At 70.6% G+C, this 22759-nt stretch carries 10 protein-coding genes; 8 read left to right on the top strand and 2 right to left on the bottom strand.

Features of this window, described 5'->3' with window-relative positions:
- Nucleotides 1–62: 62 nt before the first annotated feature.
- Nucleotides 63–10757, bottom strand: a complete 10695-nt coding sequence (locus ACEN9Q_RS09935) for an ESPR-type extended signal peptide-containing protein (protein ID WP_495628263.1) — start codon at nt 10755–10757, stop codon at nt 63–65.
- Nucleotides 10758–11016: 259 nt separating this feature from the next.
- Nucleotides 11017–13212, bottom strand: a complete 2196-nt coding sequence (locus tag ACEN9Q_RS09930; RefSeq protein ID WP_495628262.1) for a tetratricopeptide repeat protein — start codon at nt 13210–13212, stop codon at nt 11017–11019.
- A 543-nt stretch (nt 13213–13755) separates the two neighbouring features.
- Between ACEN9Q_RS09930 and kduI the strand changes: the two genes are divergently transcribed.
- From kduI to ACEN9Q_RS09890, 8 genes are read left to right on the top strand one after another with little or no spacing between them, the layout of a single operon-like run.
- On the top strand, nt 13756–14604 hold the full coding sequence (gene kduI / locus ACEN9Q_RS09925) for a 5-dehydro-4-deoxy-D-glucuronate isomerase (protein ID WP_495628261.1): 849 nt from the start codon (nt 13756–13758) through the stop codon (nt 14602–14604).
- Nucleotides 14605–14612: 8 nt separating this feature from the next.
- Nucleotides 14613–15368, top strand: a complete 756-nt coding sequence (gene kduD, locus ACEN9Q_RS09920; protein ID WP_495628260.1) for a 2-dehydro-3-deoxy-D-gluconate 5-dehydrogenase KduD — start codon at nt 14613–14615, stop codon at nt 15366–15368.
- Entirely contained in the window at nt 15365–16390 is a 1026-nt protein-coding gene (locus ACEN9Q_RS09915) for a sugar kinase (RefSeq protein WP_495628259.1), read from the top strand. The genes kduD and ACEN9Q_RS09915 overlap by 4 nt, the downstream gene beginning before the upstream one ends.
- A 15-nt stretch (nt 16391–16405) precedes the next feature.
- Nucleotides 16406–17431, top strand: a complete 1026-nt coding sequence (locus ACEN9Q_RS09910) for an aldose epimerase family protein (RefSeq protein WP_056449256.1) — start codon at nt 16406–16408, stop codon at nt 17429–17431.
- 11 nt (nt 17432–17442) lie between these two features.
- Nucleotides 17443–18657, top strand: coding sequence for an AGE family epimerase/isomerase (locus tag ACEN9Q_RS09905; protein ID WP_495628258.1), 1215 nt, complete (start codon nt 17443–17445; stop codon nt 18655–18657).
- Nucleotides 18654–19589: a carbohydrate kinase family protein gene (locus tag ACEN9Q_RS09900; protein ID WP_495628257.1), complete on the top strand. Its 936-nt coding sequence runs from the start codon at nt 18654–18656 to the stop codon at nt 19587–19589. The genes ACEN9Q_RS09905 and ACEN9Q_RS09900 overlap by 4 nt, the downstream gene beginning before the upstream one ends.
- Entirely contained in the window at nt 19586–21484 is a 1899-nt protein-coding gene (locus ACEN9Q_RS09895; RefSeq protein WP_495628256.1) for a glycoside hydrolase family 97 protein, read from the top strand. Before ACEN9Q_RS09900 ends, ACEN9Q_RS09895 begins: the two co-directional genes overlap by 4 nt.
- Nucleotides 21485–21503: 19 nt before the next feature.
- Entirely contained in the window at nt 21504–22745 is a 1242-nt protein-coding gene (locus ACEN9Q_RS09890; RefSeq protein WP_056449268.1) for an oligosaccharide MFS transporter, read from the top strand.
- Nucleotides 22746–22759: the final 14 nt, after the last annotated feature.

The following is a 22759-nucleotide window of genomic DNA, read 5'->3' as shown; positions in this document are numbered from 1 at the left end:
GCAGTCTAGCGAAAAAAACACAGGCCGGCAAAAAGCCGGCCTGTGGTGTGGAGCCCCAGGGCTCAGAACACGACGCGCACGCCGCCGTTGCCGCCCAGCTGGGTGTAGCCGCTGCGCGCTTCGCCGGTCAGACCGTAGTACAGGTAGGCGCCCTTCTTCATCTGCAGCGACCCGCTGACGCCGCCCTGCACGAAGACGCGTCCGCTTTCCGGCCCTGCGATCACGGTGCCGGTCTGGGCCAGCGACGCCGCCAGGGTCGGACGGGCCAGCGCACCGGCGTCGACGCCCGCGCCCAGGTTGAAGCGCCAGGTCGAGGCCTGCAGCGGGTCGGTATTGCGCGAGTCGGCCGACAGGCCGGCGACGATGCGCGTCCCGGTGGCCGCGTAGCGGTCCAGCGCCAGGGCGCCCAGCCCATCCGGGCTTTCGGCGTAGGCGTCGCGCTCGGCCTTCTGCACGGTCACCCGCGCGAACGGCTCGACCCTGGTGCCGTTCACCTCGAGCGGCGCGCGCACGCCGGCGCCCAGCATGGCGCTGTTGCCGCCGGCGTGGCCGCGCAGCAGGAATGCCTGCTCGAACGGATCGGAACGGTTGCTGTCGACCTTGTCGCGGCCGACGCTGCCGATGCCGTCGAACACCAGGCCCGCGGTGGCGGCTTCGCCGTACACGAAGACCTTGTTCTGATGCAGGGTGCCGGAGGCGGCGCCCGCGCTCAGGTTGGTGTTCGCCCGGCTCGCGCCCACGCCCAGGCGCGCGCCGCGCGTGTGCAGCAGGTCACCGCCGACCGTGATCTGGACGGTGTCGGTATCGAAGCCTGACGCCGTCCGGTCGCCCCGCCAGTCGCCGTGGTTGGCGCCGATGTCGATCCACAGGGCGCGGCCGTCATCCTTGGCGTCGCGCTTGAGCACGCTGCGCTGCAGGTTCCAGCCGGCCTGCGGCGCCGCGGCCGCCAGCGCGCCGTGCACCTCGCCCGACAGGTCCTTGACCAGGACGCCGAGCTTGTCCGCATCGTAGGACGCCGTGCGGTACAGCAGCTGGTCCTGCAATGTGCTGGCGTGGCCGGACTGGTCCAGGTCGACGATGCGGTCGAGCGCCGCGGCCACCGAACGGCCGTTACCGTTGCCATCCTTGAACCAGGTCTTGTACGAGGCCGGCAGCACCTTCAGCTCGATGCTGTTGTTGCCGCCGTAATCGTAGAAGGCCGCCATGCGCAGGCCGTCCAGGCCATCCGGCTGGGTCACGGCATCGAAGCGGCCGACGATGCCGCCATCCGCCGTGATGATGCGGTAGGTCTGGCCCATCGCCGGCGTCACCGGCGCCGAGCCGTAGCCGGACTCGTTGACCGAATACAGGTCCTTCAGGGCCGGCGCCAGCGTCGATCCCGGCTGGATCACGAACTGCCTGGTGCCGGTCACGTGCAAATAGGAGTAGTAGCCGGTGGCGCCGATCGGCGAACTGGCCGAGGCCTGCTTGTCGCCGCCGATGTCTTCCTTGAAGCTGCTGCCGGTCGCCATCGTGATGGTCGCGTCGGCGGTCAGCATGCCCGGCGAATTGCCCGGCGACAGGATACCGCGCACCATCACGTCGCCCTGGATGTGACCGCTGCCACCCAGGGTTGCGCCCGGCGCCACCGTGACATTGCTGGTGTAGCTGCCGTTGGCCAGCAGCTTGCCCTGCGCCACGCAGGTGGCGTCGATGGTGGCCGTGCCGGTGACGTTCAGCGTGCCGGTGCCGGTCTTGGTGAAGCAGCCGTTACCCACATCGCTCGAGGTCAGCACGCCCGACAGCGTGGTCGTGGTGCCGGAGTCGGTGTTGATGCTGATGTCGTGACCCATGTGGATGGCCTGGCCGGTCAGGATGTCGACGGTCGCGTAGATCGTGCCGGCATTGAAGGTCATGACGCTACCCCAGCCGAGGCCGTACGAATTGGTCACCTTGACGACGCCGTCGTTGACGGTCAGGCCGCCGGTCCAGCCGTCGCCCGGCTGGTTCAGTGCACCGTTGCCGCCGGCGTTGTCGCCCGCCAGCACCAGGGTGCCGGCGCCGTCCTTGTACAGCCGGCCGGCGCCGCTGACGTTGCCGTTCAGGGTCACCACGCTGTCCGCGCCCGCCGTATCGAGATGGCCGTCCTGCGCGCTCACCGTGACGGCGCGCGCGGAGTCGAGCGACGCGCTGGTCTGCACGGTGCCGCCGTCGAAGTTCAGCTTGCCGCTCGCCGCGCCCAGGCTGGCGTCGCCGTCGATGAGCAGGTGGGCGCCGCTGCTGACGGTGGTGTCGCCGGTATAGCTGTTCACACCGGACAACGCGACCGTGCCCTGGGCAACCTTCAGGCCGCCGTTGTTGGCCAGCGTGCCGTTCATGGTCAGCACGCCGCTGCCCTGCTTGACCAGCGTGCCGCTACCGGACACCGTGCCGGTCTGCGCCAGTGTGGTGCCGGCGTCGACGTCGAGCGTGCCCTGGTTGGTGAGCGTGATCGCGCGGTCGGCGTCCATGCTGGCGGTGGTGTGCAGGGTGGCGTCGTTCAGCGCCAGCGCACTCTGTCCGGTGCCCAGGTTGAGCATCGACGAGATCGTCAGCATCGCATTGTCGACGCTGGTCTTGCCGGTGTAGCTGTTGTTGCCCGCCAGCGTGAAGCTGCCGCCGTTGACGTTCAGGCCGCCGCTGCCACTGATGACGCCGCCGAACTGGCCCTCGGCCTTGCTCAGGGTCAGCGAGTTGGCCCCCAGCTTGACCAGGCCCGCGCCGGACAGGCTGCGGATGCCGACGTTGCCGCTGGCGCCCGTGAGGTCGAGCGTGCCCGCGTCGGCCACCGTGCTGGCGGCGATGCTGCCGCTGCCGGCCAGCGCGACGGTCGCGCCGCTGGCGATCGTGGTGGCACCGCTGTAGTCGTCGTTGCCGGTCAGGGTGACGTTGCCGCCGCTGACCGTCAAGCCGCCGCCGGCGCCATGGATGCTGCCCGCCAGGACGCCGGACGCGTCGCTCAGGGTCAGCGTCTTGCCGCCCAGGTTGACGTCGCCCGCGCCGGTCAGCTTGTGCAGCGTGGCGCCGTCGCTGGTCGCGGCGATGTCGAAGGTGCCCGCATTGTCGACCTCGGACGAGGCCGCAATGCTGCCCTGGCCGGCCAGGGCCAGCGTGGCGCCGCTGGCGATCGCGGTGCCGCCGGTGTAGGCGTTCACGCCGCTCAGCGTTTCCGTACCGCCGTCGACGTTCAGTCCCCCCGAACCGCTGATCGTACCGGCGAAGCTGCCGTTGGCCTGGGTCAGCGCCAGGGTCCGGGCGCCCAGATCGACCTGGCCGCTGCCGGACAGGCTCTTGATCGACGCACCGTCGGTGGTGGCGCCGATGCCGAGATTGCCGTCCACCGTCACCGCGCCGGACGCGGCGATCGCGCCGCTGCCGGCCAGCAGCAGGGTGGCGCCATGGGCGACATCGGTCGCGCCGGTGTAGTCCTGGGCCGCCGTCAGGGTCTCGGTGCCGCCGGTCACGCTCAAGCCGCCGGCGCCGGAGATCCGGCCGCCGAAGCTGTCGTCGGCCGCGCTGAGGGTCAGCGTATTAGCGCCGAGCAGCACGTCGCCGCCGCCGGCCAGGCTCTTGATCGCCGCGCCGCCACGCGCGGCAGAGATGTCCAGCGTGCCGTTATCCACGACCCGGCTGGAGGCGATGCTGCCCGCGCCCGCAAGCGCCAGGGTGGCGCCCTGGCCGATGCCGGTGTCGCCGCTGTAGGTGTTGGTGCCGCTCAGCGTCTCGGTGCCGGACGCGATCGCCAGCCCGCCCGCACCGGAGATCGCGCCGCGGAAGTTGCCGGATGCAGCGGTCAGGGTCAGGCTCTGGCCGCCGAGGATGACGCTGCCGGAACCGGACAGGGTCTTCACCGCAGCCTGGCCGGACATGCCCGCGATATCCAGCGTGCCGTCGGCCACGACGCCGCTCGACGATGCGATCGATGCCGTGCCGGCCAGCGCCAGCGTACCGTCGTGGCCAATGGTGGTGGCGCCGGTGTGGCTGGTGTTGCCGGTCAGGGTTTCCACGCCGCCGGTCAGCGCCAGGCCGCCGGAACCGTTGATGCTGCCGGCGAACACGCCGTTCGCATTGGTGAGCGTCAGGGTCTGGCCGCCCAGGATCACGCTGCCCGAACCGGACAGCGACTTGATCTGCACGCCGTTACCGGTGCCCGCGATGCTGAGGCTGCCATTGTCGGCGACGCCGCTGGACAGCGCGATACTGCCCGAGCCGGACAGCGCCAGGGCCGCGTTCGCGCCAATCGTGGTGGCGCCGGTGTAGCTGTTGGCGCCGGACAGCACCTCGGTGCCGCCGGCGACGTTCACGCCGCCGCAGCCGCCGTCGATCGTGCCGGCGAAGCTGCCGCTCGCATGGGTCAGTGTCAGATCCTTGCAGCCCAGGACCACGCTGCCCGAGCCGGACAGCGTGCGGATCGCGGCGCCGTTGTCGGTGGCGGCGATGTTGAACACGCCGTCGTCGGCCACGCCGCTCGACGTTGCGATGCTGCCGGTGCCAGCCAGCGCCAGCGTGCCGCCTGTGCCGATGGTGGTCGCGCCGGCGTAGGTATTGGCCCCGCCGAACTGCTGCGCACCGCCGCTGACGGTCACGGCGCCGCTGCCGGAGACCGTACCCGCGAAGGCCCCGGCCGCATTCGTGAGCGTCAGGGTCTGCGCGCCGAGCAGCACGCTGCCCGAGCCGGACAGCGACTGGATGTGCGCGCCATTGCTGGCCGCCGAGATATCGAGCACGCCATTGTCGGCCACGCCGCTCGACGACGCGATGCTGCCCAGGCCGGCCACGCCCAGGGTTGCGCCTGCGTTGATGCCGGTCGCGCCGGTGTAGGTGTTGACGCCGCTGAGCTGCTCGGTGCCGCCTGCCACCGCCAGGCCGCCGGAACCGGCGATGGTGCCGGCGAATTCGGCGCCGGTGCCGGTCGCGCCGGCATTCGTCAGGGTCAGGGTCTGGCCGCCCAGCAGCACGGTGCCCGAGCCGGACAGCGACTGGATTTGCGCACCGTTGTTGGTGGCGGCGATGTCGAGCACGCCGTCGTCGGCCACGCCGCCCGACGAGGCGATGCTGCCCGAACCGGACAGCGCCAGCGTGGCGCCCATGTTGACGCTGGTGGCACCGCCGTAGGTGTTGGCGCCGCTCAGGGTCTCGACGCCGCCCGCGACGGCCAGTCCGCCCACGCCGGCGATATTGCCCGCGAAGGTGTCGGCCGCGTTCGTCAGCGTCAGCGTCTGCGCGCCCAGCGCCACGCTGCCCGAGCCGGACAGCGACCGGATCTGCGTGCCGAAGATGCTGGTGGAGACGTCCAGCACGCCATTGTCCGCGACGCCGCTCGACGACGAGATATTGCCCAGGGCAAGCAGGTTCAGCGTCGCGCCCTGGCCGATCGTGGTGGCGCCGGTGTAGCTGTTGATGCCGGCCAGGGTCTCGGTGCCGCCATTCACGGCCAGGCCGCCGGCGCCGGCGATCGTGCCCGCGAACACGTCGTTCGCATTCGACAGCGTCAAGGTCTGCGCGCCCAGCGCCACGCTGCCCGAACCGGACAGCGACTGGATCTGCGCGCCATTGCTGGCCGCCGAGACGTCGAGCACGCCGTAGTCGGCCACGCTGCTGGACAACGCGATGCTGCCCGAGCCGGCCAGGCCCAGGGTCGCGCCCGCGTTGATGCCGGTCGCGCCGGTGTAGGTGTTGGTGCCGCTGAGTTGTTCGGTGCCGCCGGCCACGGTCAGGCCGCCGGAACCGGCGATGGTGCCGGCAAAGTCGGCGCCCGTGCTGGTCACGACCGGCAGGCCAGGCAGGCCGGGAAGCAGGATGCCGCCCGGGCCGACGATCACGCCGACCAGGCCGCCGCCGGTCTGGGTGCTGGTCGCGCCGGCATTCGTCAGGGTCAGGGTCTGCCCGCCCAGCAGCACGGTGCCCGAGCCGGACAGCGACTGAATTTGCGCGCCGTTGTCGGTGGCGGCGATGTCGAAGACGCCGTTGTCGGTCACGCCACCCGACGAGGCGATGTTGGCGGCGCCGGCGAGCGCCAGGGTGCCGCCCGCACCGATGGTGCTGGCGCCGGTGTAGCCGTTGTAGCCGGCCAGGGTCTCGGTGCCGCCATTCACGGCCAGGCCGCCGGCGCCGGCGATCGTGCCCGCAAACGCGTCGTTCGCATTCGACAGCGTCAAGGTCTGCGCGCCGAGCGCCACGCTGCCCGAACCGGACAGCGACTGGATCTGCGTGCCGTTGCTGGCCGCCGAGATGTCGAGCACGCCGTAGTCGGCCACGCTGCTCGACAGCGCGATGCTGCCCGAGCCGGCCAGGCCCAGGGTCGCGCCCGCGTTGATGCCGGTCGCGCCGCTGTAGGTGTTGGTGCCGCTGAGTCGTTCGGTGCCGCCGGCCACCGTCAGGCCGCCGGAACCGGCGATGGTGCCGGCAAAGTCGGCGCCCGTGCTGGTCACGACCGGCAGGCCGGGCAAGCCGGGGAGCGGGATGCCGCCGGTCTGGGTGCTGGTCGCGCCGGCATTCGTCAGGGTCAGGGTCTGGCCGCCAAGCAGCACGGCGCCCGAGCCGGACAGCGACTGGATTTGCGCGCCGTTGTTGGTGGCGGCGATGTCGAAGACGCCGTTGTCGTTCACGCCGCTCGACAGGGCGATGCTGCCCGAACCGGCCAGCGCCAGCGTAGCGCCCACGTTGACGCTGGTGGCGCCGCTGTAGGTGTTGGTACCGGTCAGGGTCTCGACGCCGCCCGCGACCGCCACGCCGCCGGAACCGTTGACCGCGCCCGCGAACACGTCGCCGGCATTGGTCAGCGTCAGCGTCTGCGCGCCCAGCGCCACGCTGCCCGAACCGGACAGCGACTGGATCTGCGCGCCATTGCTGGCCGCCGAGATGTCGAGCACGCCGTAATCGGCCACGCTGCTGGACAACGCGATGCTGCCCGAGCCGGCCAGGCCCAGGGTCGCGCCCGCGTTGATGCTGGTCGCGCCGGTGTAGATGTTGGTGCCGCTGAGTTGTTCGGTGCCGCCGGCCACGGTCAGGCCGCCGGAACCGGCGATGGTGCCGGCAAAGTCGGCGCCCGTGCTGGTCACGACCGGCAGGCCAGGCAAGCCGGGGAGCAGGATGCCGCCCGGGCCGACGATCACGCCGATCAGGCCGCCGCCGGTCTGGGTGCTGGTCGAGCCGGCATTCGTCAGGGTCAGGGTCTGGCCGCCCAGCTGCACGGTGCCCGAGCCGGACAGCGTCCGGATCTGGGCGCCATTGTCGGTCGCCGAGATATCGAAGACGCCGTCGTCGGCCACGCCGCCCGACGAGGCGATGCTGCCCGAACCGGCCAGGGCCAGCGTGGCGCCCATGTTGACGCTGGTGGCACCGCTGTAGGTGTTGGCGCCGCTCAGGGTCTCGACGCCGCCCGCGACGGCCAGTCCGCCCACGCCGGCGATATTGCCCGCGAAGGTGTCGGCCGCGTTGGTCAGCGTCAGCGTCTGCGCGCCCAGCGCCACGCCGCCCGAACCGGACAGCGACCGGATCTGCGTGCCGAAGATGCTGGTGGAGACGTCCAGCACGCCATTGTCCGCGACGCCGCTCGACGACGAGATATTGCCAAGGGCAAGCAGGTTCAGAGTCGCGCCCTGGCCGATCGTCGTGGCGCCGGTGTAGCTGTTGATGCCGGCCAGGGTCTCGGTGCCGCCATTCACGGCCAGGCCGCCGGCGCCGGCGATCGTGCCCGCGAACACGTCATTGGCATTCGACAGCGCCAGGGTCTGCGCGCCCAGCGCCACGCTGCCCGAACCGGACAGCGACTGGATCTGCGCGCCATTGCTGGTCGCCGAGATGTCGAGCACGCCGTAGTCGGCCACGCCACTGGACAACGCGATGCTGCCCGAGCCGGCCAGGCCCAGGGTCGCGCCCGCGTTGATGACGGTCGCGCCGGTGTAGGTGTTGGCGCCGCTGAGTTGTTCGGTGCCGCCGGCCACGGTCAGGCCGCCGGAACCGGCGATGGTGCCGGCAAAGTCGGCGCCCGTGCTGGTCACGACCGGCAGGCCGGGCAAGCCGGGAAGCAGGATGCCGCCGGTCTGGGTGCTGGTCGCGCCGGCATTCGTCAGGGTCAGGGTCTGACCGCCCAGCAGCACGGTGCCCGAGCCGGACAGCGTCTGGATTTGCGCGCCGTTGTCGGTGGCGGCGATGTCGAAGACGCCGTTGTCGTTCACACCGCTCGACAGGGCGATGCTGCCCGAACCGGCCAGCGCCAGCGTGCCACCCATGTTGACGCTGGTGGCGCCGCTGTAGGTGTTGGTACCGGTCAGGGTCTCGACGCCGCCCGCGACCGCCACGCCGCCGGAACCGTTGACCGCGCCCGCGAACACGTCGCCGGCATTGGTCAGCGTCAGCGTCTGCGCGCCCAGCGCCACGCTGCCCGAGCCGGACAGCGACTGGATCTGCGTGCCGAAGATGCTGGCGGAGACATCGAGCACGCCATTGTCCGCCACGCCGCTCGACGACGCGATGCTGCCCAGGCCGGCCAGCGCCACGGTCGCGCCCTGGCCGATCGTGGTGGCGCCGGTGTAGCTGTTGATGCCGGCCAGGGTCTCCACCCCGCCGGTCACAGCCAGGCCGCCAGACCCGGCGATCGTGCCCGCGAAGTCATTGGTAACATTGCCCAGGATCAGGGGCGGAGTAACGAGGATGACGCCGCCCGATCCGGACAAGGGCAGGCCGGGAAGGCCAATGGGGCTCTGGATCACCGTGCCACCGGCATTCGTCAGGGTCAGGGTCTGCCCGCCCAGCAGCACGGTGCCCGAGCCGGACAGCGTCCGGATCTGGGCGCCATTGTCGGTCGCCGAGATGTCGAAGACGCCGTTGTCGGCCACGCCGCTCGACAGGGCGATGCCGCCCGAACCGGCCAGCGCCAGCGTGCCACCCATGTTGACGCTGGTGGCACCGCTGTAGGTGTTGGTACCGGTCAGGGTCTCGACGCCGCCCGCGACCGCCACGCCGCCGGAACCGTTGATCGTGCCCGCGAACACGTCGCCGGCATTGGTCAGCGTCAGCGTCTGCGCGCCCAGCGCCACGCTGCCCGAGCCCGACAGCGACTGGATCTGCGTGCCGAAGATGCTGGCGGAGACATCGAGCACGCCGTCGTCGGCCACGCTGCTCGACGACGCGATGCTGCCCAGGCCGGTCAGCGCCAGCGTGCTGCCCGTGGCGATCGTGGTGGCGCCGGTGTAGCCGTTGATGCCGGCCAGGGTCTCCACCCCGCCGGTCACAGCCAGGCCGCCAGACCCGGCGATCGTGCCCGTAAAGCCATTGGTGACATTGCCCAGGATCAGGGGCGGAGTAACGAGGATGACGCCGCCCGATCCGGACAAGGGCAGGCCGGGAAGGCCAATGGGGCTCTGGATCACCGTGCCGCCGGCATTCGTCAGGGTCAGGGTCTGCCCGCCCAGCAGCACGGTGCCCGAACCGGACAGCGACTGGATTTGCGCGCCGTTGTCGGTGGCGGCGATGTCGAAGACGCCATTGTCGTTCACGCCGCTCGACAGGGCGATGCCGCCCGAACCGGCCAGCGCCAGCGTGCCACCCATGTTGACGCTGGTCGCGCCGCTGTAGGTGTTGGTACCGGTCAGGGTCTCGACGCCGCCCGCGACCGCCACGCCGCCGGAACCGTTGACCGCGCCCGCGAACACGTCGCCGGCATTGGTGAGCGTCAGCGTCTGCGCGCCCAGCGCCACGCTGCCCGAGCCCGACAGCGACTGGATCTGCGTGCCGAAGATGCTGGCGGAGACATCGAGCACGCCGTCGTCGGCCACGCCGCTCGACGACGCGATGCTGCCCAGGCCGGCCAGCGCCACGGTCGCGCCCTGGCCGATCGTGGTGGCGCCGGTGTAGCCGTTGATGCCGGCCAGGGTCTCGACGCCGCCGCTGACCGTCAGGCCGCCGGCGCCGAGGATCACGCCCGAAAAGTCAGTGCTGGCGTTGCCCAGGACCAGGTTCGGGGCACCGAGAACGACGCCGCCCGATCCGAGGATCGGCACGCCAGGCAGGCCGCCCGTGTTCTGGACCACCGTGCCGCCGGCATTGGTCAGGGTCAGGGTCTGGCCGCCGAGGATGACGGCGCCGAAACCATTGAGGGTCTGGATCCGGCTGCCATTGTCGGTTGCCGAGATATCGAAAAGGCCATTGTTGACGACCCCGCTCGACAGCGCGACGCTGCCCGAACCGGCCAGCATCAGCGTCCCGCCGGGATTGATGGTGGTCGCGCCGGTGTAGGTCTGGGTGCCGCCCAGGGTCTCGAAGCCGGCCTGCAACAGCAAGCCGCCCGATCCGGACAGCACGCCGCCGAAGGTATCCTGCGCGGCGAGCAGGCTCAAGGTCTGGGAACCCAGCAGGACGCTGCCGGAGCCGGCCAGGCTCTGGACGGCCGATCCGGCCACGGTGGCGGAGATGTCGAGCCCGCCGTCGTTGATCACTTGCCAGCCGACCGCAGCGGCGTTCGTGCCATCGGTATCCGACCAGGTTTCGACATTACCGTAGGCGATCGTATGCTGCTGGATCTGCGCAAACGAGACCACCGGGAAGACTGCCAGGATCGCCGCCGCCAACAGACTACGGGCGCCAGGCGTGGCAGGGCCCGCTTGCCGGCCGGCGCCAGGCTGGCCGTTCGCATCGGCCTCGCCTGCCGCATCCTTGCCCTGCGCGCTCGCGAACTCGGCGACGGCCATGAGCATGTTTCGTTTTTTGTTCCAGACCAGGCGGTAGATATGATTCATATGATGTGTTCGCAATGCGGCAAGCGGCGGCTCGCGCGCGCGGATGCGCGGGCGGGTGGGGGCGGCGGCGGCGAGGAGCGGCAGTGAATTAGGTAAGAAAGGGGATTGCAGACGGTCAGCGAATTCTCATTTGAAACATGCTGTCAGGCAACATATTTTTTGTATCTGAATCGTTTTTACCGATTCTGCTGCTCCGATACAACGGAAGGTGACAAGGGTCCGCGGCGCCGGCCCCCGGAGGACCGGCAGCTGACGGTCCTCAGGGACGCGCGGTCCAGGCCGCCAGGTCCGCGGCGACGGCGTCGACGACGGTGCGCCAGTCGCCCGGCGCGGTTTGCCGGTACAGCTTGAGGACCCCGGGATACCACGGCGAATCGGCGCGCGCTTCCATCCAGCGCCAGTCCGGATGCACGGCCGGCAACAGCACCCAGCACGGCTTGCCGAGCGCACCCGCCACGTGGGCCACGGCGGTATCGACGCAGACGACCAGGTCGAGCAGCGACACGATGGCGGCGGTGTCGGCAAAGTCGGCGATCCCGGCGCCGAGGTCCAGCAAGGGCAAGTCCGGCGTGGCGGCGCCGGCGCCCTCCCCGTCCATGCCGCGCTGCAGGCTGACGAAAACCACCCCCGGCACCCGCCACAGCGGCGCCAGGCAAGCCAGGTCGGGCAGCGAGCGGTTGGCGTCGTTGACGTGCCCGCCGAAGCCGCGCCATACGAGGCCGACGCGCACGCCGTCCGCGCCGAGCCGTGGGCGCCAGCGCCGGACGCGCGCGGGATCGGGTGCCAGGTAGGGCAAGGCGGCCGGAATGGTCGCCAGCGTCGTCCTGAAATGCATCGGCAGGCTCAGCATGAAGACCCAGTAGTCATGCGGCGGCAGGCGCGTCGCCGCCTCGCTCAGGGCCAGCACGGCATCGGCGCCGGCGGCGTCGCGCAGCAGCGGCACGAGCGGGTCCTGGCACACCAGGGTGACCCGGGACGCGCCAGCCGCCTTCAACTTCGGCAGGTAGCGCACAAACTGGATCTGGTCGCCGAATCCCTGTTCCGGCCACACGACGATGCTGCGGCCCGCGAGACTTTCGTCCCGCCATTGCGGAAATCCGAGAACCGGCCTGGCGGCGATCGGATGCGCCAGGGCGGGATCGTAGCGCGCCTCCATCAATGGCCAGCCTTCCGCCAGGCGGCCGCGCGCCAGCAGCATGAAGCCGAGGTTCCAGCGCGCCTCGGGATAGCCGGGATCGGCGTCGATCGTTGCCCGGTAGGCCGCTTCGGCTTCCTCGGCGCGGCCCTCGTGCTGCAGCAGCACCGCCAGGTTGTTCAGGGACTTCGGGTCGGACGGGCGGCGCGCCAATGCGCGGCGATAGCATTGTTCGGCGTCCGCGTAGCGGTGCACCTGCTGGTGCAGGTTGCCGAGCGAATTCAGGCCGTCCGGATCGTCGGGACGCAGCGCGAGGAAGTCGCGCAGCGCCCGTTCCGCCAGCGCATGGCGGCGCTGCCGCATGTACAGCATGGCCAGGTTATGCAGGGCCTCGGCATAGTCCGGGCGCAGGGCCAGCGCCCTGCGGTAGCTGGCTTCGGCGGCGTCCAGCCGGCCCATCCGGCTCTGCAGGACGGCGAGGTTGTTGTGCAGTCCGGCGCGTTCCGGGGCGCGCTCGAGCGCGTCGAGGTAGCACGCCTCGGCCTGCGCCCAGTGCCCCGATGTCTGCAGCAGGTCGGCGCGCTGGTGCAGGGCCAGCGCATCGTCCGGATCGGCCGCGGCGGCATTGCCGGACCGGTGCCGCACCTGCGCGCCGCGGCCGGGCGCCTGCCGCACCAGGTCGAGGTTGGCGCGAGCGGCCGCAAAGCCGGGCTGCAAGGCCAGCGCCCGGCCCAGCGCCGCTTCCGCCTCATCCATCCGGCCCACTTGTGCCAGCGCCAGGCCGAGGTTGTTCCGGGCGTGCGCATTCTCCGGCTGCAGCGCCGCCGCCTGCCGGAAACAGGCCAGCGCCGCCGGCCATTGCTCGCGCATCCGGTACAGGGCGCCGAGATTGTTGTAGGTGTCGGCATGGCCGGGGCGGAGCGCCAGCGCGCGCTGGTAGCAGGCGTGGGCCGCATCGAGCGCGCCGGATTGCTGGAGCAGCAGGCCAAGATTGTAGTGCGCATCGGCGAAGCCCGGCTGCAAGGCGAGGGCCTCGTGATATGCCGCTTCCGCCTCCGCGCCGCGGCCGCCCTGCTGCAGCAGGATGCCGAGATTGTTCCAGGTCGGGGCGTGCGCGGGATCGCGTTGCAGCGCCAGCCTCCAATACTGTTCGGCCTGGGCCGGCCGCGCCAGCGCGCAGGCGCAGGCCGCCGCGATATTCAGCAACTCGACGCCGGGGACCGCGTCAGGCGCCGCGTCGGCGACCCGGGCGAGCGCCTCCTCGAAGCGGCCTTCGTTGAACAATGCGATGACGCCGTCGGCTGGATTGGCCTTGTCCATGAAACTGCACGCACCTGCGTAAAAACCCTATTCTCACACAGCTCACGCAGGCAGCGGGCACGGCTCGATGCGGGCCGGCACCACGCCATCGCAAGCATCCGGGACGCTGCCTGGCAGAACTGGAGGAAGCAACCGATAAGCCGAATGTGCTTTCCCGGTAAAAAAAAACCTGCCCCGATCGCCGAGGCAGGTCGAATGCGGGCCTGGAACGTACCCGCAAGGAGATCGCCGCACCGGCGCGAGCCGGTGGCGCCGCGACGCCGTCCATCCGCGAACGATGGCGCCCACGATGTCGGCACACCACCGCCAGCATCCGTCAGGCGTCACGGATACAGCGCACGTTAACGATAACAAAAGTTGACGAACGTGTACAACATTTTTCGCAAAAAGGGCGTCCGGGCGCTGACGGCGCTCCGGCACCGGCCCTCCCCGCATGCGCGCCCGCAGGCAGGCGCCGGACATTTGACTTTTCGAAATACCCTGATATCATTGTTATCGATAACCGCAAGCCGGCAACCAATAACGGACAACGAGGAGACACCAGTGTTCGCGAAGACTTGTTACGCAACCCACCCCGACATGATGGCGGGCGCCAGCAACGACCAGCTGCGCCAGCGCTATCTGCTCGACCGGATGTTCGCCCCGGACGCCGTCACGCTGAATTACTGTCACGACGAGCGCTTCGTCATCGGCGGCGCCGCGCCCGTGCACGGTCCGCTCGCCCTGCCCGCCCACACCGAACCGGCGTCCGCCGCCGGCCAGCCGTTCCTCGCCCGCCGCGAACTGGGCATCATCAACGTGGCCGGCGGGACGGGCCGCGTCACCGTCGACGGCCAGGCGTTCGAACTCGCGCCGCGCGACGGCCTGTATGTCCCGATGGGCAGCGCCGACGTCGTGTTCGAATCGCTGGACCCGGCGAACCCGGCGCGTTTCTATCTCGCGTCGACGCCCGCCCACGTCCGCTGCGAGCTCGCCAAGATCACGCACGCACAGGCGGTCCCGCTGGAGCGCGGCAGCGCCGCGACCTCGAACGAACGGACGATCTACCAGTACGTGATCCCGGGCGTCTGCAAGTCCGCGCAGCTGCTGCTGGGCCTCACGATCCTCAAGACGGGCAGCGTCTGGAACACGATGCCGCCGCACGTGCACGAGCGCCGCTCCGAAGTCTATTTCTACTTCGACCTGCAGGACGACCAGCGCGTGTTCCACTTCATGGGCGAGCCGGACGCCGCGCGCCACATCGTCGTCGCCAACGAACAGGCGGTCGTGTCGCCGCCGTGGTCGATCCACATGGGGTCCGGCACCGCGAACTACGCCTTCATCTGGGCGATGGGCGGCGAGAACCTCGATTACACGGACATGAAGGTCCTGGACATCTGCCAGCTCAAATAAGGACAACCATGCTCGACCTGTTCAACCTCGCCGGCCGCACGGCGCTCGTGACCGGCGCCAACACGGGCCTCGGCCAGGGCATCGCCGTCGCGCTGGCACAGGCCGGCGCCGACATCGTGGCGGTCGGCCGCAGCGCCGCCACCGACACGGGCGCCCGCGTCACGGCCCTCGGCCGCCGCTTCCTCGACATCCATGCCGACCTGGCGTCGACGGCGCCCGTACGCGACGTCGTCGACGCCGCCGTCACCCTGAACGGCCGGCTCGACATCGTCGTCAACAATGCCGGCATCATCCGCCGCGCCGACAGCCTCGACGTCGAGGAAGCGGACTGGGATGCCGTGATCGACACCAACCTGAAATCCGTGTTCTTCCTGTCCCAGGCGGCCGCGCGCCACATGGCCGCCCACGGCGGCGGCAAGATCGTCAACATCGCGTCGCTGCTGTCGTTCCAGGGCGGCGTCCGCGTGCCGGCCTACGCGGCGAGCAAAAGCGCCGTGGCGGGGCTCACGCGGGCGCTGGCCAACGAATGGGCCGCGCACGGCATCAACGTGAACGCCATCGCGCCCGGCTACTTCGACACCAACAACACGGCGGCCCTGCGCGCCGACCCCGTGCGCGAGCCGGCGATCCTCGCCCGCATCCCCGCCGGCCGCTGGGGCCAACCGCAGGACCTGGCCGGCGCCGCCGTCTTCCTGGCCAGCGGCGCCAGCGACTACGTCCACGGCGTCGTGCTGCCCGTCGACGGCGGCTGGCTCGCCCGATGAACGCCGCTCCCGACATGGCGGGCCGCATCGTCTGCTTCGGCGAGATCCTGCTGCGCCTCGCCGCACCCCCTGGCCGCATGCTGCCGCAGGCGCCGGCCCTCGACGCCGGCACGGGCGGCGCCGAGGCGAACGTCGCCGTCGCGCTCGCGCTGCTCGGCCACCGCGCCGCGATGGTCAGCGTCCTGCCGGACAACCGGCTCGGCCGCGCCGCCCTCGACAGCCTGCGCGCGCACGGCGTCGACACGTCCGGCATCCGCATGCATCCGGGCCGCATGGGCCTGTATTTCCTCGAGCCGGGCGCCGTCGTGCGTCCGGCCGACATCATCTACGACCGCGCCGGCTCGGCCTACGCGCTGGCCGACCCCGACCTGTACGACTGGCCCGCGCTGCTGGACGGCGCCGCGTGGCTGCACGTGTCCGGCATCTCGCCGGCCGTCGGCGACGGCCCCGCGCACGCCGTGCTGGCCGCGATGCGGGCCGCGCGCGCACGCGGCGTGCGCGTCGCGTTCGACGGCGACTACCGGGCGTCGCTGTGGGCGGAACGCGGCCAGGACGGCATCGCGGTGCTCCTCGACGCCATGCGCCAGGCGGACGTCCTGTTCGCCGGCCCGCGCGACATCGCCCTCGTGCTGGGACGTCCGGAACTGGCCGACCCATCGCGCGCCGCGGAAGTGGCGCGCACCGCGTTCGCCGCATTCCCGAACCTGACCTTGCTCGCCTGGACCTGCCGGGTCCAGCACGGCGCGGGCGAACACGAATTGTCGGCGTGCCTGCACACGCGCACGAAAACCGTGACGGGCGGCAGCTACCGGCTGTCCGGCATCGTCGACCGCATCGGCACCGGCGACGCGTTCGCGGCCGGCGTGCTGCACGGGCTGCAGTCCGGCATGGCGCCGGCGGACGTGGCCGGATTCGCGCTCGCGGCCGCCGCGCTGAAACACGCGGCCACCGGCGACTTCGACCTCGCGCGCCCCGACCACGTCGGCGCCGCGCGCACTGGAGCGTTCGATGCGCTGCGCTGACACCGGGAGGCGCGCGTGACCGGCAGTTGGCGCCTCGCGTGGGACCACGGCAGCGCGGAAGTGCAGTCGCTGGGGGCGATGCTCGGGCCGCTCAGCCTGCGCATCGGCGACGAACGCGAACTGGAGATCATGCACGTCGCCCCGTGGGCCGGGATGACGCGCTCCAGCAGCCTGCCCGGCATCATGCGCCGCCTGCGCGGCGAGTGGCCTTGCCTGCCGTTCGGCTGCACCGAGCCGCCGCAAGGCCTGCCCGCCGCCTGGCGCACGCACGCGCCGGAAGACAGCTGGAACCACGGCTACGCGGCCAACCATCACTGGCGCTGCGTGTCGGCGACCGGGCAGCGCATCCACCTCGCCATCGATTACCCGCCCGGCTCGCCGATCGAGCACATGGAGCGCGAGATCACGGCCGACCCGCACGCGCCCGCCGTCGACGTCGTGCTGCGCGTGTGGGCACGGCGGCCGGCCCGCGTGCCCGCCGGCCTGCATCCGACGTTCCGCCTGCCGCCGGCGGCTGGGCGGGTGCGGGTCGTGCTCGGCCCGCACGACGGCATCCACAGCTATCCCGCCCAGCCGGCGGGCGCCGTGTCGCGGCTGCTGTCCGACACCCGCTCGGCGTCCCTCGACCGGCTCGCCGGCATCGACGGCCCCGTCGACCTCGCGCACCTGCCCCTGGGCGCGCCGGCCGAGGAGCTGCTGCAGGTACGGGCGGTCGGCGGCACCGGCACGGACGCGCCGTTCGCGCTGCACTACCTCGACTACGACGCCTGCGTCGGCCTGTGGTGGGACACGGCGCAGCTGCCCGACCTGCTGCTCTGGGTCAGCAACGGCGGGCGCATCCACTTTCCCTGGATGAGCAACCACCTGGCGCTGGGCGCCGAACCGGTGAACAGCATCTTCGACCTGGGCCGCGTCGCGACCGCGCCCGCCGGCCATCCGCTGGCGGACCGGCTGGGCATTGCGATTTCCCCTGAGGCGCCGTGGGAAACCCGCTACCGCATCGCCGCCTGGCCCCAGACCTCCCCGACAACCTCCGAATAGAGAACCGCGACATGGCACCCGATTTCCGCTCCCCCGATTTCCTGCTCGACCACATTGCGGCCACGATGCGGTTCTACCACCCGCGCTGCATCGACCCGAGCGGCGGCTTTTATCACTTCTTCCGCGACGACGGCACCGTGTACGACCGCACGACGCGCCACCTCGTCAGCAGCACGCGCTTCGTCTTCAACTACGCGATGGCATACCGCCGGTTCGGCAATCCCGATTACCTCGCCGCGGTGCGCCACGGCGTGGCCTTCCTGCGCGACGCCCATCGCGATCCGGGCACCGGCGGCTACGCCTGGCAGCTCGCATGGGACGGCGGCCGCAAAGAGATCCTCGACGGCGACAACCATTGCTACGGCCTCGCGTTCGTCGTGCTGGCGTATGCGCACGCGCTGCAGGCGGGCGTGCTCGACGCCCGCGACCACATCGCCGAGACGTTCGCGCTGATGGAGGCGCACTTCTGGCTGCCCGAACATGGCCTGTACGCCGACCAGGCCAGCGCCGACTGGTCGACGCTGGACACCTACCGCGGCCAGAACGCCAACATGCATGCGTGCGAAGCGATGCTGGCGGCGTACGAGGCGACGAACGAGGTCCGCTACCTGCACCGCGCAGAACTCCTGGCCCGCAACATCACGGTGCGCCAGGCGGCACTGGCCGGCGGCTTCGTGTGGGAACACTACCGCGCCGACTGGTCGGTCGACTGGGACTACAACCGCGACGACAAGACGAACATCTTCCGTCCCTGGGGCTACCAGCCGGGCCACCTGACGGAATGGGCGAAGCTGCTCCTGCTGCTCGAGCGCCACCGCATCCACCTGCAAGGGGACGCCGACTGGCTCGCGCCGCGCGCCGTCGCGCTGTTCGACGCCGCGCTGGCGCGCGCCTGGGACCAGGACAACGGCGGCATCTGCTACGGCTTCGCGCCGGACGACACCATCTGCGACGGCGACAAGTATTTCTGGGTACAGGCCGAAAGCTTCGCGGCCGCCGCGCTGCTGGCCGTACGCACCGGGAACGCGGCGTACTGGGACTGGTACGAACGCATCTGGGCGTACAGCTGGCGGCACTTCGTCGACCACGAGCACGGCGCCTGGTACCGCATCCTCGGCCCGGACAACCGCAAGCTCAGCGACGAAAAGAGCCCGGCCGGCAAGACCGATTACCACACGATGGGCGCCTGCTACGACGTGCTGCGCGCGCTGGAGCTGCCGCGATGAACGCCCTGCCGCGCTTTGTCGCCGCGGGCGAGGCCCTGACCGACCTGCTGACGACGGGTCCCGGCACGTGGACGAGCCAGACGGGCGGCTCGACGTGGAACGTGGCGCGCGTCGCCGCCCGCCTCGGCATCCCGAGCGCGTTCGCGGGCGCCGTCAGCCGCGACGTCTTCGGCGCCGAACTGGCGGCCGCGAATACGGCCGCGGGCCTGGACGACCGCTTCCTGCAACAGGTCGACCGGCCGCCGCTGCTGGCCGTCGTGCATGAACGCCAGCCGCCCCGCTACTTCTTCATCGGCACGGACAGCGCCGACCTGCACTTCGATCCGCGCCGGCTGCCGGACGGGTGGCGGGAGAAGGCCGAGTGGGTCCACTTCGGCGGCATCAGCCTCGCGCGCGCGCCGCTCGCGGGCACGCTCGTCGCGCTCGCGCGGGAGCTCGGGCGGCGCGGCACGAAGATCAGCTACGACCCGAACTACCGCGCGCTGATGGACGAGAGCTACGACGCGACGCTGCGCGAGATGGTCGGCCTGGCGGACGTCGTCAAGGTGTCGGACGAAGACCTGCGCGGGCTGTTCCGGCACGACGACCTCGATGCGGCGTTTGCCGCGCTGCGTTCCTGGAATCCGGCCGCGACCTACCTGTACACGCGCGGCGGCGACGGCGCCCACCTCGTCCGGCCGGACGGCGTGTGGCGCGCCGCGGCGCCCCGCGTGGACGTCGTCGACACGGTCGGCGCCGGCGACGCCAGCATCGGCGCCCTGCTCTACAGCCTCATGACGTGGCCGGAACGCGCCGGCGGCAGCCACCTGCGCTTCGCCGTCGCCGCCGGCACCGCCGCCTGCCGCGCGGCCGGGGCCCAGCCGCCGCCGCTGGCGGCCGTGCTGGCGCTGGCCGACGCCATCGCCGTCCAGCGCGAGGAGGCCCGCGTATGATCCGCCGCCTCGCATTCTTGCTTGCCGCGCTCGCCCTGCACGCGGCGCACGCCCAGGACGTCGTCCCCGCGAGCCGGGTCAGCGTCGCGTCGCCCGATGGCCGCCTCGTCCTCGACTTCTATCAGGCGCGCCTGGCCGGCGACAAGCGCGAGCTGCACTACAGCGTGCGCTACAAGGACCGGACCGTCATCCGCGACTCGCGCCTGGACCTGGAGCTGGACAACCACCTGTCCGAGAGCGCCATGGCGCTGCCGGTCGACCGCCATGCGCACTGGTTCGAGAACCTCGCCATCACGGGCGTGACGAAGGCGGCGCACGACAGCACGTGGCACCCCGTCACCGGCGAGCGTTCGACGATCCGCGACCGCTACAACGCGGCGACGATCGCCATGGTCAAGGACGACAATCCGATCTATAAGATGGCGCTCGAGATCCGCGCCTACGACGAAGGCGTGGCGCTGCGCTACGTCTTCCCCGAAAACGAAAAGGGCACCTACTACCGCATCACGCAGGAAAACACCGAATTCGCGCTGCCGTCCGGCACCCGGGCGTGGTATCACGGCTGGGCGCAGGCGCCGTACACGTTGCTGCCGCTCGCGAACTGGCCGGACGAATCGGAACGTCCGCTGACCCTGCAGCTGCCGGGCGGCCTGCACGTGGCCCTGCTCGAAGCGGGCATGGTCGATTATGCGCGCAGCAAATTCCGCCTGAGCGCGACGCGGCCGGACACGCTGGTGACCTCGATGCACGGCGGCGCCGACCTGATCTCTCCGTTCGCCACGCCGTGGCGCGGCATCATGGTGGCCGAGACGCCCGGCGCCCTGATCGAGCACGACGACTTCATCCTCAACCTGAACGACGCGTCGCACATCGCCGACACGGGCTGGATCCGGCCCGGCAAGATCATGCGCGTGATGACGCAGACGACGAAGGACGCGAAGGCGAACGTCGACTTCGCCGCCCGCCACGGTTTGCAGTACATCCTGTTCGACTGGAAGTGGTACGGCAACGCGTTCTCGTTCGACGCCGATGCGACGAAGGTTGCGATCCCCGACTTCGACCTGCCGGAGATCATCCGCTACGCCAGGAACAAGGGCATCGGCGTGTGGCTGTACGTGAACCAGCAGGCGCTGCTCGCGCAGTCCGACACCCTGTTCCAGACCTACCGCGACTGGGGCGTGAAAGGCGTCAAGTTCGGCTTCGTGCAGGTGGGCTCGCACCGCTGGACGACGTGGATCGAAAAGGCGATCCGCCAGGCGGCGGACGCGCACATCATGGTCAACATCCACGACGACTGGCGCCCGACGGGCGAGCAGCGCACGTGGCCGAACCTGCTGACGGCCGAAGGCATCCGCGGCAACGAGGAGATGCCGGATGCGACGCACAACACGGTGCTGCCGTTCACGCGCTTCCTCGCCGGCGCCGCCGACTACACGTTCTGCTACTACAGCCCGCGCATCAGGACGACGCATGCGCACCAGCTGGCGCTCGCCGCGATCTATTACAGTCCGCTGCAGACGCTGTACTGGTACGACCGCCCGGCCGATTCGCACGACGAGCCGGAACTGGAATTCTGGGACCGCCTGCCGACGACGTGGGACGAGACCCGCGTGCTGCAGGGCAGCCCCGGCCAGTTCATCACCACGGCGCGCCGCCACGGCGACCAGTGGTTCGTCGGCACGATCACGAACACGGACAGCCGCACGCTGAAGGTCGCCCTTGACTTCCTGGCGCCCGGCAAACAGTATCTCGCCACGATCTACGCGGACGATCCCGCGGCGCCCACCCGTACGAAGGTCGGCCTGCGCACGGTGCGCGTGGACGCGAAGACGGTCATCGAGGCGCCGCTGGCGGCGTCCGGCGGCCAGGCGATCTGGCTGCGGCCGGCGCAATAACGATAGCGAGGAGACAACCATGACAACGCGACAATCGCACTTCCGCTTCCTGTGCGGCTTCGTCTACATCTACTTCTTCGCCCAGGCGATGAGCATCTCGCTGCTCGCGCTGTGGCTGCGCTCGACCCTCAAGCTGTCGGGCACCGAGACGGGCATCGTGTTCTCGGCGAACTTCGCCGCCGCGATGTGCTCGCAACCGATCTACGGCTTCGTGTCCGATCGCGTCGGGACCCGCCGCAACATCCTGTGGACCGTCGCGGCGCTCGTCGCGCTGTCCGGCCTGTTCTTCACGATGGTCTACGCGCCGCTGCTCAAGGCGCACATCCTGCTGGGCGCCGCCGTCGGCGGGCTGTACCTGGGCATCACGTTCATCGCCGGCAGCTATGCGATCGAATCGTACGTCGACCGCATCGGCCGCCGCGACGGCTTCGAATACAGCCGCGTGAGGCTGTGGGGCTCGCTGGGCTTCGCCAGCGCCGCCATGTTCAGCGGCCGGATCTACAACGTCGACCCGGGCATCAATTTCGCGCTCGCGTCGTGCGCCGGCGTGCTGATGCTCGTGCTGCTGGCCGTGTGGCGCACGGGCCCCGACGGCACCGAGGTCCGCGCCCGGGAAGGCGTGCGGCTGGGCGAAGCGTTCGCCCTGCTGCGCATGCCGGGCTTCTGGCGCTTCATGGTGTTCGTGCTGGGCGTGACGAACCTCTACCTCGTGTTCGACCAGCAGTTCTCCAACTACTTCGCGTCGCTGTTTCCCGACGTGGCGACGGGCGCCGCCATGTTCGGCTACCTGAATTCGACCCAGATCTTCCTCGAGGCCGGCGGCCTGTTCCTCGCGCCGCTGCTCGTGCGCCGCATCGGGGCCAAGAACGGCCTGCTGCTGGCCGGCGCCATCATGCTCGTGCGGATCACGGGTTCCGGCCTCGCGGCCGGTCCGCTGTCGATCTCCGCGATGAAGCTGCTGCACTCGGTGGAACTGCCGATCCTGGCCGTCTCCATCTTCCGCTACATCGCGCGCCACTTCGACAACCGGTTCGCGTCGACCGTGTACATGGTGGGCGTGAGCTTCGGCCACTCGATCGGCCTGGCCGCGCTGTCGCCTCTCGCCGGTATCGGCTACGACAGCATCGGCTATTCCGCCACCTATCTGTCGATGGCCGGCATGGGCCTCGTCTTCCTTATCCTGTCCGCCGTGTTCCTGCTGCCGACGCCGCCGGAGACGACCGCGTCCCCCGCAACGCCGCTCGCGGAACCGGCAAAATGAACCGTCAAGGAGTT

The sequence above is a fragment of the Massilia sp. Masssp93 genome (assembly GCF_059491295.1).
Note: the sequence above shows the minus strand (reverse complement) of the source record. Positions and strands in the feature narration are given on the sequence as shown.

What these genes read in the sequence shown, in the direction of transcription:
- ACEN9Q_RS09935 (WP_495628263.1), bottom strand. Translation starts at nt 10,757, where the DNA reads ATGAATCATATCTACCGCCTGGTCTGGAACAAAAAACGAAACATGCTC.
- ACEN9Q_RS09930 (WP_495628262.1), bottom strand. Translation starts at nt 13,212, where the DNA reads ATGGACAAGGCCAATCCAGCCGACGGCGTCATCGCATTGTTCAACGAA.
- kduD (WP_495628260.1), top strand. Translation starts at nt 14,613, where the DNA reads ATGCTCGACCTGTTCAACCTCGCCGGCCGCACGGCGCTCGTGACCGGC.
- ACEN9Q_RS09915 (WP_495628259.1), top strand. Translation starts at nt 15,365, where the DNA reads ATGAACGCCGCTCCCGACATGGCGGGCCGCATCGTCTGCTTCGGCGAG.
- ACEN9Q_RS09905 (WP_495628258.1), top strand. Translation starts at nt 17,443, where the DNA reads ATGGCACCCGATTTCCGCTCCCCCGATTTCCTGCTCGACCACATTGCG.
- ACEN9Q_RS09900 (WP_495628257.1), top strand. Translation starts at nt 18,654, where the DNA reads ATGAACGCCCTGCCGCGCTTTGTCGCCGCGGGCGAGGCCCTGACCGAC.
- ACEN9Q_RS09895 (WP_495628256.1), top strand. Translation starts at nt 19,586, where the DNA reads ATGATCCGCCGCCTCGCATTCTTGCTTGCCGCGCTCGCCCTGCACGCG.
- ACEN9Q_RS09890 (WP_056449268.1), top strand. Translation starts at nt 21,504, where the DNA reads ATGACAACGCGACAATCGCACTTCCGCTTCCTGTGCGGCTTCGTCTAC.